Source organism: Kitasatospora sp. NPDC001132, from assembly GCF_053598415.1.
Map to the genome: position 1 here is coordinate 127,855 of NZ_JBSFKF010000014.1, position 12,924 is coordinate 140,778.

The window sequence follows — 12,924 nt, forward strand, 5'->3', positions numbered from 1 at the left end:
ATCGGACCTGTCGGATCGACAGAACTCTGTCTCGGGGGACGAACTGATGAGCACACCACCCAATCCGTACGGACCGGCCCCGGTGGGGCCGCCCGCGGCACCTCCGTACGGGGCACCCGTTCCCCCGCCGGCCGGGCCGTACGGACCGCCGCCGGCCTACGGGCAGCCCACGCCGCCGGCCCCGCCCGGCTACGGCCCGCCACCGGCCTACGGACAGCCGCCGCACGGCCAACAGCCCTACGGGCAGCAGCCGTACGGACAGCCGGGCCCCAATCCGTACGGGCAGCAGCCGGGCCCCAACCCGTACGGCCCCCCGCAGCCCGCCCCCGCTATGCCGCCCACGGCGCCCGCACCGGCCGCCAAGCGCGGCATCCGCTCCAAGCTGCGGGTCGTCGGGCTGGTCGGCGGCTGCGTCGCACTGGCGGTGGGCTACTTCGTGGCCGGGCCGAGCGTCAGCAGCGCCAAGCCCGGCGACTGCGTGCGGGCGAGCGGCTCGCGCGACGTCGAGATCGTCAAGTGCACTGACAGCAAAGCGAATTACCGTGTCCTGGCGAAGTTCGAAGGCACCACGGACGTGACCCGCTGCAAGCAGACGCCACAGACCACGAGCGCGGTCTCGGGCAAGAGCGGCCGCCGCTGGAACAAGAAGCGGTACGTGCTCTGCCTCGGCCCGCTGACGCCCGCCACCACCGGTGTCCCGCCGGTGAAGAAGTCCTGAGCGACTCAACCGCACGGCAGAGGGGTGGGGGGGGCGGGGGGCCGGGGGCCCCCCCCCCCCCCGGCGGGGGCGGGGGAGGGCCCCCGCGGGAGCGCCCCCCCCACCCCCCCCCCCCCCCCCCCCCCCCCCGCCCCCCCCCCCACCACCCCCCCCCCCCCCCCCCGCTTCCGTGCGCTCCTCAGCGTCCCGGCAGGGAGCAGCTGACCCGCCAGCCCGCGGGCGTGCCCGGGCCGGCGGTCAGCGTTCCGCCGTGGGCGGCGGCGCGGGCGGTGAGTCCGGCCAGGCCGGTGCCACCGGCGCCGGGGCGGCGGCGCAGCAGCGGCTTGCGGGCGGGGCCGCCGTCGTCGGTGACGGTCAGCTCGACGGCACCGTCCTCGCCGAGCGCTACCCGGACGGTGACCTCGGTGGCCTGCGGGGCGTGCCGGCGGATGTTGGTGAGGGCCTCCAGGACGACGGCGTACGCGGTCGCCTCGGCCTCGGCGGAGAGCCGGCCGGCGGTGCCGGGTGCCAGCTCGGCGGTGGCCCGCAGGGCTCCGGTGGCTCCGGTGGCTCCGAAGCGGGCGACCAGCTCGGGGAGGTCGGCCAGGCCCAGCCGGCGCGTGGTCGCCACGGAGGAACGCGCCGCCTGCCCCGGCTCGCCGCCCCGGCCGTCGGGCTCGCGCAGGGCACCGACCATCTCGTCCATCGAGTCCAGTGCCCGCAGCCCGGCCTCCTCCAGTCGGCGCAGCAGCTCGGTGGTCTCCTCCGGTTCCTGGCCGGGGAGTCGGCCGGCCTGGGCCTCCAGCACGATGCCGGTGATCTCGTGCGCGACGAAGTCGTGCAGCCCCCGGGCCACCTCCAGGCGCTGCTCGCGCCGTGCCCGGGCGACGGCACGCTCCCGGCGGGCGTCCAGGACCCGCAGGTAGAGGGCCGCCGCCGCGACACCGAGCAGCGGCAGCAGCGAGAGCAGCACCCCGACCACCGGCCCGGCCGCGCCGCCCGGCGGCGTGCGCAGGGCGAACCGCAGCGGCAGCAGCACGGCCGCGAGCCCGAGCAGCCCGCTGATCGCCCAGACGGATCGGTCGGGCAGCCGGCGGACGGCCCGGAAGAGCAGCCCGAGCAGGGCAAGCCATTCGAAGGGCAGCCAGAACGCGGGCAGCCGGTACGGCCCCGGGTAGACCACGTCGACCAGCAGCGAGGCCCCGGCCACCACCGCGGCGGCCGGACCGAGGGTGATCCGCCCGACCGGCCACGGCAGTAGCGCCGCCACCGCGGCGAGCACCGCCGTCAGGGCGAGCAGCGCGGCCGCTCCCCGGGCACCGGGCTGCGCCAGCAGGACGGGCGGCAGCAGGACGAGCGCGGAGACGGCGGCGAGCGGTCGGCGGATCCCGGCCGGCCGCGGCCGCGCGGGGTCGGTGGCCTCGGAGCGGGCGAAGGGAGAGTCGGTGCGCACCCGGCCGAGCCTACGGGCAGCTCTCCCGGGGGAGGCGGGCTCCTCCTCCGGAGGGAGCCGTCCGCCGCCAACTCCCCTCCGCAGCGGGAGGTCCGGCAGGTCGGACGGGAGCAGGATCGGTGGCGTCGGAACAACAGCGCGGGGACCAACCGCGCCGGAACGCCCGCACCGAAGGGGAAACGAACCGCCATGAACCGCCGCCTCGCCACCACCGCCGCCTCGCTGCTCCTCCTGGCTGCGACGGTCGCCACCGCCGCACCGGCCGCCGTCGCCGCGCCGACCCCCGCCGCACCGCCATTGACCGCACAACCGGCCGCCACGGCACCCGACTTCGGGCCGGTCAGCGTGCGCGGCACCGGCAACACCGTCCTCACCGCCTCGTTCCACGGCTTCGAGGGCGACCCGGTGCAGATCTCGGTGGACGCCCGAGCCACCACCAACACCGACCCGCGCAGCACCGCGGGCCACTTCCACGTCCGCCACGTGCACACCGACGGCCGGCTGGTCGCCGACTTCGAGGGCGACATCACCTGCCTGGCCGTCGGCGGTCGGGAGGCGATCGCCACCGGGGTGGTCACCAAGGGCGAGGCTCCGTGGTTCCCGGGCCTGGAGCTGACCGGCCAGAAGGTCGCGCTCTCGGTGGAGGACAACGGACGGCGCGGGGACCGGATGGGCTGGGTCTGGGGCGTGTTCGGCCAGCCGGTCTCGGACTGCCAGGGCACGGTACCGTTCATCCGCACGACCAGTGGCGACTTCTCCGTGCGCGGCTGACACCCGGCCGACCGGGCCCGCCAGGACCTCTCGGATCCGACCGGGGCCGACGGGGCCGCGCGCCACCGTCCGAGCACCCGCAGACCTGGAGGCACCGTTGTCCCTCGACCGCCCGACCGCCCCGTCACCCGCGGGAGCGGTTCTCAACGACCGCACAGGGGACGGCCGTTGAGCACCGCTCCCGACCGGCGACCGCCCGAGTACGCCCGACTCGCGGCCGTCGGGCCGTACTTCGCACTGGACACCTCGCCGGACGGACGGCCACCCGAGGGCTTCCGGCCGCTGGCCGAGCTGTACGGTACCGGGCCCGACGCGCCCTTGGCGGCGCGGCTGCCGGTGGTGGCTCGGCGGCTCGGCACGGGCGAACCGCGGGTCGCGGCCTCGATCCTGCACCTGGGGCTGGCCGCCCGCTTCTGGTCGGTGGGGCTGGGCTCGGCCGTGCTGTTGGGAACGGTCCCGACGTTGGAGGACGCCTGGGTACGGATCCCGGACCAGGGCCCGCTCGACCTGTGGATCCCGCCGGAGACCGCCCGGCCCGGCGACGGGCCAGGCAGCGGACCGACCGGCAGACCGGCCGGCGGACCGACCCCCGGGACGCTCGTCGACCAGCTCCACGAGGCCGTTCTGCTCGGCCAGTTGGAGCCGCTGGCGGCGGCCGTCCGGGCCTTCGCCCCGCTCTCCCCGCGCCTGCTGCTCGGCAACGCCGCGTCCGCGCTGGCCGGGACGCTGCGGGTGCTGGACGCCCACGCACCGGTCTCCGCACGGGCGTTGACGGCGGAGCTGCTGGAGCGTCCACCGCTGGCCGGCGCGGGCACCCTGCGCACCGGGCCGCGCGGCACGGCGTTCCGGCGGAACAGCTGCTGCCTCTACTACCGGGTCGGACCGGGCGCCGGGCTCTGCGGGGACTGCTGCTTCAGCACGCCGCCCGGGCGCGGGAAGCGGAACGGCTAATACTTTCACAAATGAAGGTCATATCGGCCCCAGGAGGCCACACCGGTCAGCCCGCACCGGTCGGCACCGGTCGGCACCGGTCAGCCGGTCAGCCGGTCAGCCGGTCAGCCGGTCAGCCGGTCAGCCGGTTCACCTCAGCCCCGCACCACTGTCCAGTCCACCGCCGCCGACGGCACCGAGGCCCGCTCGGCCGCCGGATCCACCCGCAGCCCGCGCGCCAGCGAACCCACCGGCAGGGCCGGGGTGGTGGCCGCCAGCACCCGTCCCTCGCCGTCGAGCAGCGCGGCCTCACCGGGCAGCGCCCGCAGCGGCGGCACCAGCAGCCGCTCCAGCGCGGCCAGCGGGACGTCCCCGGCCGCCACCCCGACGAAGCCCGCGCCCGGGACGACCACCGGCCGGGCGCAGCACAGCACGTACCGGTCGGCGCAGAGCAGGTCGACCTGCGGCCCGGCCACCGCGGCCCGCCCCTCGTCCCGGGGCCGGGCGAACCAGGGCTGCGCCCGGTAGTCGTAGAACTCGGCGTCCGCCGGGTCGAGCACGAGCCGCAGCCGCCGTTCCCCCGTCCCTCGCGCGCCGCGGTACCACCACTCCACGTGCAGGTCGGCGTCGGCGAGCGCGCCGGGCGCCACGACCGCTCCGCAGCCGAACCAGCGCGATCCTGGACGCGCCAGCAGCTCGCTCACCGCGCCGTGCACCGCGGCGAGTTCGGCGGCCGCGGGCCGGCGCCCCGCGGCGGCCGCCCGGGTCCAGCAGTCGGCCGCGGCCGCCCGCAGGCCGTCCAGTTCGGTGAGTACCGCGTCGACGGCGGCGGCGACCTGCCGGGCGCACCGCCGGACGGCGGCGAGCCCGGCGGCGGGCAGGGTGGTGCTGGACGCGCTGGTCATCGGGGGCTCCGGCGGCGGTGAGGGTTCCGGGACGGCGGTACGGCCCCCGGCTCAGCCGTCGTCCGCCAACTCCAGGTGCCGCCGGACCAGATGGTGCACGCAGGCCACCGCGTGCGCCTCGGCGGCGGCCCGGGCGCCGGCCGCGTCGCCGGCCAGCACGGCGACCAGGATCTCCCGGTGCTGCTCGGCGAACCGCTCCTGGTCCGGCCCGTACGGGGCGGGCAGCCAGAGCAGCGGGCCGAGCTCGGCCTGCAGCCGGACGGCGAGCTGGGTGAGCCGCACCGACTGGGCGGCGACGGCGAGTTCGATGTGGAAGCGGGCGTCGGCCCGGCGCTGCTCGGCGGGCCCGGCGGCGTCCCGCAGGTCGTGCACCAGCCGGGTGAGCCTGGGGCCGAGGTCGGCCGGGGCGCGTTCGGCGGCGAGTCGGGCGGCGGTGCCGAAGACGGCCAGCTCCTCGTCGCCGAGGTCGCGCAGGTCGACGGTGGCGAGGTCGCGCAGCCGGGCGAGCCGGAGGTGCTGGGAGCCCTCGACGGGGGTGCGGACGAAGCTGCCGCCGTTGCGGCCGCGCCGGGTCTCGATCAGTCCGGCCTCGCGGAGCAGCGCGAGGGCCTCGCGGACGGTGCCGTTGGCGACGCCGAGTTGGTCGGCCAGGTCGTTCTCGCTGGGCAGTTGGTCCCCGTCGGCGACCAGCCCGAGGGCGATCGCCTCGGTGATCCGGCGGGCCACCGCGTCGGCGCGCCCGAGGTCGGCGAGCGGCGCGAGGACGGCGCTGAGCAGCGGGGTCGCACTGCCGATGGTCGTCATGCCTGCCCCTCCTCGTTCACCGCCGCCAAGCCGCCGCCAAGCCACCGCCAAGCCGCCACCCGGTCGTCACCGGGCACGTCGCCCGGCTCGCCACCGGGTCGCTGTCGGCTCGCCACCGGCTCGCCACCGAGTCGCCGCCGGTTCACCGTCCGACCGGATGTTTCCCGCAGGGTACCTCCCGGTCGAGCGCGCACTCTTGCCGCTAGAAACCCAATCTCGTATGTTTTCCCGCAACCTCGGCCCGCGCAGCACCCCGCACCCCCGCAGCACTCCCCACGCATCACGACACGTTCCCAGGAGCAGGTCATGACCGATGCCCGTGCCCGTGCCACCCTCCACTCCCCCGACCCGGACGCCGAACGGCTGGCCGCCCTCGGCTACACCTCCGAGTTCAAGCGCGACATGAGCCTCTGGGCGAACTTCTCGCTCGGCTTCACCTACCTCTCCCCCGTCGTCGGGGTGTACACACTCTTCGCCTCCTCGCTGCGGACCGCCGGGCCGCCGATGGTCTGGAGCTTCCTGATCGCGGGCCTCGGCCAGCTGCTGGTGGCCCTGGTGTTCAGCGAGGTGGTCGCCCAGTTCCCGGTGGCCGGCGGGGTGTACCCGTGGGCGCGCCGGCTCTGGGGCCGCACCTGGGGCTGGCTGACCGGCTGGGTCTACCTGCTGGCGCTGATGTCCACCATCGCGGCGGTCTCCTACGGCGCCGGCCCCTACGTGGCCGTCCTGCTGGGCGTCGAGCCGAGCACCGCGACGACCGTCTGGTGCGCGCTCGGCCTGCTGGCCCTCGCCACCGTGATCAACCTCAAGGGCACCCGGGTGCTGTCGGCGGCGGCGATGATCGGCTTCGCCGCCGAGCTCCTCGGCGCCCTGGCGGTCGGCGTCTGGCTGCTGCTGACCCACCGCTACCACGGCCTCGGCGTGGTCTTCGACCGCTTCGGCGCGGGCGGCGACGGCGACTACGCCGACGCCTTCCTGGCCGCAGGGCTGATCGCGGTCTTCCTCTTCTTCGGCTTCGAGGCCTGCGGCGACGTCGCCGAGGAGGTGCCCAACCCGGGTCGACAGATCCCCAAGTCGATGCGACGCACCATCTACGTCGGCGGCGCGGCCGCGATCGGCGTCAGCCTGGCCCTGGTGATGTCGATCCGGGACATCGGGGCGGTGGTCTCCGGCGACGACACGGACCCGGTGGCCACGGTGCTGCACGAGGCCTTCGGCGCGGCCGGCGCCCGGGTGGTGATCGGCGTGGTGCTGATCTCCTTCCTGTCCTGCGTGCTGAGCCTCCAGGCGGCGGCGAGCCGGCTCACGTACTCCTTCGCCCGGGACCGGATGATCGTGGGCAGCCGACTGCTGGCCACGGTCTCGGACCGGCTGCGGGTGCCGCCGTACGCGCTGCTGCTCGCCGCGGCGCTGCCGGGCGTGATCATCGTGGGTGCCTCGGCGCTCTCCGAGGGCGCCCTCACGAAGATCATCTCCTTCTCCAGCATCGGCATCTACCTGGCCTTCCAGATGGTGGTGCTGGCCGCCCTGCGGGCCCGGCTGCGCGGCTGGCGCCCGAGCGGGGACTTCCGGCTCGGCCGCTGGGGCCTGGCGGTGAACGTCGGCGCGCTGGTCTACGGCGTCGCCGCGATCGTCAACATCTGCTGGGGCCGCACCCCCGACGCCGCCTGGTACGACAACTACCTGGTGCTGCTCTCGGCGGTGGTGGTGCTCGCGGCCGGCGGCCTCTACCTGCTGCTGGCCCGCCCGCACCTGCGTGGCGACGCCCCCTCGGGCGATGCCACGGCCGCGGACGGCGCGACGGCCACCGCCGGAGCGACCGGGAGCCGGACGTGACCGGGCTCCCGCTGGACGGCGTCCTGGTCGCCGACTTCGGCCGGGTCCTCGCCGCGCCGTACCTGACCATGCTGCTGGCCGACCTCGGCGCCGACGTGGTCAAGGTCGAGCAGCCCGGCACCGGCGACGACACCCGCGCGTGGGGCCCGCCGCACGCCCAGGGCGAGGCCACCTACTTCCTCTCCGTCAACCGCAACAAGCGCTCCCTCGCCCTCGACCTGCGCGACCCGGCCGACCACGCCCGCGCCGTCGAACTCGTCCGCCGCGCCGACGTGCTGGTGGAGAACTTCCGCCCCGGCACGATGGCCCGCCACGGCCTCGGCCCGGAGCGCGCCCAGGCCCTCAACCCGCGCCTGGTCTACTGCTCGATCACCGGCTTCGGCTCCGGCACGGGCGCCGAACTGCCCGGCTACGACCTGCTGGTGCAGGCGGTCGGCGGCCTGATGTCGGTGACCGGGCCGGCCCCCGGCGAGCCGGTGAAGACCGGCGTCGCGATGGTGGACGTGCTGACCGGCCTGCACGCGGCGGTCGGCGTGCTGGCCGCGCTGCGCGAGCGCGAGAGCACCGGCCGGGGCCAGCTGGTGGAGCTGAACCTGCTCTCCACGCTGCTCTCCGGCCTGGTCAACCAGTCCGCCGGCTACACCCTGGCCGGCGCCGTGCCGGGCATCCTCGGCAACCGCCACCCGTCCATCGCCCCGTACGAGGTGTTCACCGCCGCCGACCGCCCGCTGGTCGTCGCGGTCGGCAACGACCGGCAGTTCGCCGCGCTCTGCCAGGGCGTGGGCGCCCCCGAACTGGCCGACGACCCGCGCTTCGCCACCAACTCCGACCGGGTCGCGCACGTGACCGCGCTGGCCCGCGAGCTCACCGCCAGGCTCGAACGCCGCACCGCCGCCGAGTGGTTCGCCGTGCTCACCCCGCTCGGCGTGCCCTGCGGCCCGGTCAACGACCTGGCCGAGGCCTTCGACCTCGCCGACTCACTCGGCCTGCGCCCCCGGGCGCCGCTGCCCGGCCCGGACGGACGGCCGCTGGACCTGGTCGCCAACCCGATCGGCCTCTCCCGCACCCCGCCCCGCTACCAGCTGCCCCCGCCCCGGCTCGGCGAGCACACCGCCGAGCTGACCGCCTGGCTGGACGCCCCGTACGACGGGCCCACGCACGACGGGCCCACGCACAACGAGCCCCCGCACAACGAGCCCCCGCACGACAAGGACCTCGAGGACCGCCCATGAGCACCCCGCACAGCACCGGCACCGCCCTGGCCGACCCGCTCGATCTGATCGACTTCGCCACCCTGTTCACCGACGAGGAGCGCGAGATCCAGGCCACCGTCGCCAGGTTCCTCGCCGACCGGGTCCGCCCGCACCTGCCGGAGTGGTTCGACAACGCCCACTTCGCCCGCGAACTCGCCCCCGAACTGGGCGCGTTGGGCCTGCTCGGGATGCACCTGGAAGGCTACGGCTGCGCCGGCACCAACGCCGTCTCCTACGGCCTGGCCTGCCTCGAACTGGAGGCCGCCGACTCCGGCTTCCGCAGCTTCGTCTCCGTCCAGGGCTCCCTCTCGATGTACTCGATCCACCAGTGGGGCTCGGAGGAGCAGAAGCAGGAGTGGCTGCCCCGGCTCGCCGCCGGCACCGCGATCGGCTGCTTCGGGCTCACCGAGCCGGACTTCGGCAGCAACCCGGCCGGGATGCGGACCCGCGCGGTGCGCGACGGCTCGGACTGGATCCTCGACGGCACCAAGATGTGGATCACCAACGGCGGCATCGCGGACGTCGCCACCGTCTGGGCGAACACCGAGGACGGCGTGCGCGGCTTCCTGGTGCCGCGCGGCACGCCCGGCTTCACCACCCGCGACATCGGGCAGAAGCTGTCGCTGCGGGCCTCCGTCACCTCCGAACTGCACCTGGAGGGCGTCCGACTGCCCGCCGAGGCGCAGCTGCCGGGGGCGAAGGGCCTGCGCGGTCCGCTGTCCTGTCTGAACGAGGCGCGGTTCGGCATCCTGTTCGGCGCGGTCGGCGCGGGCCGGGACTCGCTCCAGGCGGCCCTGCGGTACGCGGACTCGCGGATCCAGTTCGACCGGCCGATCAGCGGCTTCCAGCTGACCCAGCGCAAGTTCGCCGACATGGCGCTCGCGCTCGGCAACTCCGCGCTGCTGGCCGTCCACCTCGGCCGGCTCAAGGACGGCGGGCGGCTGCGGCCCGAGCAGGTCAGCGTCGGCAAGCTCAACAACGTGCGGGAGGCGCTGGCGATCGCCCGCGAGTGCCGGACGGTCCTCGGGGCCAACGGCATCTCGCTGGAGTACTCGCCGATCCGGCACGCCAACAACCTGGAGTCGGTGCTGACCTACGAGGGCACCAGCGAGATCCACACACTGGTGGTCGGCCAGGCGCTCACCGGGCAGGCCGCCTACCGGTAGGACCCGCCCCGCCGGTCGCCGGGTCGGCCGCCCGGTCGACGGGCCCGTCCGGACACGCGCCGAGGCCCGCGTCCGGCTTGTCCAGAGCCGGGCGCGGGCCTTCGATCCCCACCGTCGGTGCCGATGCCCGTGGCACCGGGTGGAGCTCCTCCGAGGAAGCGGGCGCGGTCAGACCGCGACCGCCTCCTCCATCTCCTCCTCGGCCTCCGACGGCGTCTCCACCGGACGGCGCCCGCGGCCCTCGTACATCGCCGCGGCCGCCACGGCCGCCCCGCCGAGCAGCAGCCAGACCAGCAGGGTCACGACGTTCCCGCCGAGGCCCGCGCCGCCGTCGAAGTACAGGACGCTGCGCGCGCCCTCCAGGAAGCCGGCGCCCGTCCAGAAGCCGTGCAGGCCGCCGAAGAACCCGTTCTGCAGCTCGGGCCGGTAGATGCCGCCGGAGGAGGTGAAGTTCAGCATCACGAAGAGCACCATCATGACCAGCGTGGTCCACTTCCGCAGGAAGCTGTGCAGACCGATGCCGATCAGTACGATGCCCGCCGAGTAGAGCCAGCCCAGCGCCCAGACCGCCGCGAGGTCATGGTCGACCACGTGGAAGACCGGCCCGGCGGTGACGATCCCGATCACACTGACCGCCAGCGAGACCGCCAACCCGACCAGCGCCCGGACCTTCATGCTCAGCCCGGCGCCGGCGGCACCGATCACCGCGACGCTGGCGTAGGAGCCTATGCTCAGCGCGACCAGCAGGAAGAACAGGCCCTGTCCGGTCGGGTCGCCCTCGGCCGGGGTGGTCAGGTCGGTGACGTGCAGCGGCACGCCCTGCCGGTCGGTGACGTTGGTGAACACCGCCGTGGCGGCCACCACCGAGGTCTCCGAGTTGCCCTTGGCGACGATCAGTTCGGGGTTCCTGGCGTCCGGCACGAAGGCGCCCACCAGGCCCCGGTCGCGCAGCTGCTGCTCGGCGGCGGCCCGGTCGTCCACGGTGCGGACGTCGAGCGCGTCCCCGGCCTTGCTCTGGATCGCCTGCGCCAGGCCCTGCGCCTGCTGCGTGGTGCCCACCACGGCCACCTCGAGGTGGTGCGGCTCGGGCTGGTGGAAGGCGCCCAGGTAGGCGAGTGCCATGCCCAGGCACATCAGCAGCGGGGTGATCAGGTGGATGGCCAGGTGCTTGAGCGAGTGCCCCAGGGTGGGCGCTGCGGCGGGGTTCCGGGGTGTGCTCATGGCGTTCGTACCGTCCTCCGGTGGTGTCTCTCGATGACAGAAGGTGGCAAATACAACCAATACAGATGGCCAATGCAACCAACTATCGATGTAGCTTACAACCATCCGGCGGCGATCGGAAGCCGCGCCCCGCACGCCGATCGACGCGGCCCGGCTCCCTCACCCGCACTCAGCCCAGGTCGAACACCCCGTACGAGAACCCGTCCGCCCGCAGCTCGCCGTCCACGAGCCGCACGCCCTGGACGTCCAGCGGCCGGAGGCCCCCCGACCGACCCGACGGGCCCGACAAGCCCGACGGGCCCGACAGCCGCACGGAAGCCGGCTCCCGGCACGGGTTGACCGCCACCAGGTACCGCCCGGCCCGGGTGTACACCAGCGGGTAGCCGGCGTGCCGGACCTCCACCCCGCCGGCCGAGCCCAGCCCCGGGTGCGCCCGGCGCAGCGCGATCAGCCGCCGGACGGTGTGCAGCAGCGAGGTCGGGTCGGCGCGCTGGGAGAGCACGTCCGGGCGGTGCGGGTCCGGGTCCACCGGCAGGTACAGCCGCTCGGGCGGGGCACTGGAGAAGCCGGCGGTGGGGCCGGGCATCCACTGCATCGGGGTGCGTGAGCCGGCCCGGTTGAACCGCGGTCCGAGCACGCTGCCCTCGGTGTCGGGAAGGCCCGGCAGGTAGCGCATGCCGATCTCGTCGCCGTAGTAGACGGCCGGGAGGGTGGGCCAGGTGAGCAGGAACGCGAAGGCGGGAGCGAGTTGCTCCGCGGTGCGCGGGCCGGTGGCCAGGCGGGAGAAGTCGTGGTTGGCGGTGGGCAGCACCACGTGCCCGCTGCCCTCGGTGAGTTCGGCGGCGCAGCGCCAGGCGTCCAGGAAGGGCTGCGGGGTGCCCCGGCCCTCGGCCTCGAAGTAGCAGGCCTCCTGGTGCCAGAACTCCTCGACCGTCCCGCCGTTGTTGTTCCAGAGCGATCGCAGGGGCAGGCCGTCGTCCTCTCCGCCGAAGTGCAGGAAGAAGTCGGCGTGGAAGCCGGCCGCGACGGCGGCGGCCGGGTCGCCCCACTCGGCGAGCAGGACGGCCTGGGGGTGGGCGCGGTCCAGCCAGTCGCGCACCTCGGTCCAGAGCTTGGCGGTCTCGGCCTTGCCCGGGTCGTCCTTGACCAGTGAGTAGGCCATGTCCACCCGGAAGCCGGACACCCCGAGACCGAGCCAGTGCGCCATGATCGCGCGCAGCGCCGCCCGGTTGGCGCGCGGGCCGTCCGCGTCCACCGCCTGGCGCCAGGGCTCCTCCGAACTACTGCGCGCGTAGCCGAAGTTGAGCGCGGGCTGGAAGTCGAAGAAGTTCGGCCGGTACCAGCCGGGCCGGCTGCCGGGCGAGGCGACGAAGCCGTCCACCGGGCGGTCGGACCAGATGTACCGGTGGTCGGACGGATCCTTGGCGGAGGCCAGGAACCAGGGGTGGCGGTCGGAGGTGTGCCCGGCCACCAGGTCCAGTAGGACCCGGATGCCCCTGCGGCGGGCGGCCTCGACCAGGGCCGTCAGGTCCTCGCTGCTGCCGTAGCGCGGGGCGGGGGTGAGGTAGTCGGTGACGTCGTACCCGGCGTCGCGGAACGGCGAGGCGAAGCAGGGGTTGAGCCAGACGGTGTCGACGCCGAGCCAGGCGAGGTGGTCCAGGTGCTCGGCGATGCCGGCGAAGTCGCCGATGCCGTCGCCGTCGGAGTCGGCGAAGCTCTGCGGGTAGATCTGGTACAGCACGGCGTCGGCGAGCCAGTCGGGGCCGGGGCGGGTCGAGGTCATGGGCGGTTCCTCCTACCGGGGTCCGGGGGCCCGGGGCCTGGCCGGGCGGGGCTGAGCCGGGACGGGCTCGGCCGGGGCCGAGCCGGGGCGCCCCCGATTCTCGTCCAA

Annotated in this window: 11 protein-coding genes; 6 read left to right on the forward strand and 5 right to left on the reverse strand. The window is 75.0% G+C overall.

Annotation, left to right across the window (positions count from 1 at the left end; translation table 11 throughout):
• The first annotated feature begins 46 nt into the window (after positions 1-46).
• Positions 47-718, forward strand: coding sequence for an LppU/SCO3897 family protein (locus ACWDBE_RS20645; protein WP_449808718.1), 672 nt, complete (start codon positions 47-49; stop codon positions 716-718).
• A 178-nt stretch (positions 719-896) separates the two neighbouring features.
• Here the strand turns inward: ACWDBE_RS20645 and ACWDBE_RS20650 are convergent, their stop codons facing one another.
• The gene (locus ACWDBE_RS20650; RefSeq protein ID WP_449808719.1) at positions 897-2,150 is read right to left on the reverse strand and encodes a sensor histidine kinase; all 1,254 of its coding nucleotides are present in this window, start codon (positions 2,148-2,150) and stop codon (positions 897-899) included.
• Between the two features lie 189 nt (positions 2,151-2,339).
• Between ACWDBE_RS20650 and ACWDBE_RS20655 the strand changes: the two genes are divergently transcribed.
• Positions 2,340-2,921, forward strand: coding sequence for a hypothetical protein (locus ACWDBE_RS20655; protein ID WP_449808720.1), 582 nt, complete (start codon positions 2,340-2,342; stop codon positions 2,919-2,921).
• A gap of 168 nt (positions 2,922-3,089) precedes the next feature.
• On the forward strand, positions 3,090-3,872 hold the full coding sequence (locus tag ACWDBE_RS20660; protein WP_449792425.1) for a (2Fe-2S)-binding protein: 783 nt from the start codon (positions 3,090-3,092) through the stop codon (positions 3,870-3,872).
• Between the two features lie 134 nt (positions 3,873-4,006).
• Here the strand turns inward: ACWDBE_RS20660 and ACWDBE_RS20665 are convergent, their stop codons facing one another.
• Positions 4,007-4,756 carry a cache domain-containing protein gene (locus ACWDBE_RS20665; RefSeq protein ID WP_449808721.1) on the reverse strand — a complete coding sequence of 250 codons (750 nt, stop codon included), beginning with the start codon at positions 4,754-4,756 and terminating at the stop codon, positions 4,007-4,009.
• A 51-nt stretch (positions 4,757-4,807) separates the two neighbouring features.
• Positions 4,808-5,560: a FadR/GntR family transcriptional regulator gene (locus tag ACWDBE_RS20670; RefSeq protein ID WP_449792427.1), complete on the reverse strand. Its 753-nt coding sequence runs from the start codon at positions 5,558-5,560 to the stop codon at positions 4,808-4,810.
• A gap of 306 nt (positions 5,561-5,866) precedes the next feature.
• Between ACWDBE_RS20670 and ACWDBE_RS20675 the strand changes: the two genes are divergently transcribed.
• The 3 genes from ACWDBE_RS20675 to ACWDBE_RS20685 all read left to right on the forward strand — a co-directional run bounded on the left by ACWDBE_RS20675 (position 5,867) and on the right by ACWDBE_RS20685 (position 9,812).
• On the forward strand, positions 5,867-7,393 hold the full coding sequence (locus tag ACWDBE_RS20675; RefSeq protein ID WP_449792428.1) for an APC family permease: 1,527 nt from the start codon (positions 5,867-5,869) through the stop codon (positions 7,391-7,393).
• 68 nt (positions 7,394-7,461) lie between these two features.
• Positions 7,462-8,625, forward strand: coding sequence for a CaiB/BaiF CoA transferase family protein (locus tag ACWDBE_RS20680; RefSeq protein ID WP_449792468.1), 1,164 nt, complete (start codon positions 7,462-7,464; stop codon positions 8,623-8,625).
• Positions 8,622-9,812: an acyl-CoA dehydrogenase family protein gene (locus tag ACWDBE_RS20685; protein ID WP_449792429.1), complete on the forward strand. Its 1,191-nt coding sequence runs from the start codon at positions 8,622-8,624 to the stop codon at positions 9,810-9,812. Before ACWDBE_RS20680 ends, ACWDBE_RS20685 begins: the two co-directional genes overlap by 4 nt.
• Before the next feature lie 168 nt (positions 9,813-9,980).
• Here the strand turns inward: ACWDBE_RS20685 and ACWDBE_RS20690 are convergent, their stop codons facing one another.
• Together ACWDBE_RS20690 and ACWDBE_RS20695 are read right to left on the reverse strand one after the other, a co-directional pair.
• Complete coding sequence (locus tag ACWDBE_RS20690) at positions 9,981-11,033, reverse strand: hypothetical protein (RefSeq protein ID WP_449808722.1); 1,053 nt, start codon at positions 11,031-11,033, stop codon at positions 9,981-9,983.
• Positions 11,034-11,202: 169 nt separating this feature from the next.
• Positions 11,203-12,816 carry an alpha-amylase family glycosyl hydrolase gene (locus tag ACWDBE_RS20695; RefSeq protein ID WP_449808723.1) on the reverse strand — a complete coding sequence of 538 codons (1,614 nt, stop codon included), beginning with the start codon at positions 12,814-12,816 and terminating at the stop codon, positions 11,203-11,205.
• Between the last annotated feature and the right edge of the window lie 108 nt (positions 12,817-12,924).

Excerpts from the sequence above, each read along its gene's own strand:
- ACWDBE_RS20690 (WP_449808722.1), bottom strand. The coding sequence starts at position 11,033 with ATGAGCACACCCCGGAACCCCGCCGCAGCGCCCACCCTGGGGCACTCG.
- ACWDBE_RS20675 (WP_449792428.1), top strand. The coding sequence starts at position 5,867 with ATGACCGATGCCCGTGCCCGTGCCACCCTCCACTCCCCCGACCCGGAC.
- ACWDBE_RS20685 (WP_449792429.1), top strand. The coding sequence starts at position 8,622 with ATGAGCACCCCGCACAGCACCGGCACCGCCCTGGCCGACCCGCTCGAT.
- ACWDBE_RS20655 (WP_449808720.1), top strand. The coding sequence starts at position 2,340 with ATGAACCGCCGCCTCGCCACCACCGCCGCCTCGCTGCTCCTCCTGGCT.
- ACWDBE_RS20665 (WP_449808721.1), bottom strand. The coding sequence starts at position 4,756 with ATGACCAGCGCGTCCAGCACCACCCTGCCCGCCGCCGGGCTCGCCGCC.
- ACWDBE_RS20680 (WP_449792468.1), top strand. The coding sequence starts at position 7,462 with ATGCTGCTGGCCGACCTCGGCGCCGACGTGGTCAAGGTCGAGCAGCCC.
- ACWDBE_RS20645 (WP_449808718.1), top strand. The coding sequence starts at position 47 with ATGAGCACACCACCCAATCCGTACGGACCGGCCCCGGTGGGGCCGCCC.
- ACWDBE_RS20695 (WP_449808723.1), bottom strand. The coding sequence starts at position 12,816 with ATGACCTCGACCCGCCCCGGCCCCGACTGGCTCGCCGACGCCGTGCTG.
- ACWDBE_RS20670 (WP_449792427.1), bottom strand. The coding sequence starts at position 5,560 with ATGACGACCATCGGCAGTGCGACCCCGCTGCTCAGCGCCGTCCTCGCG.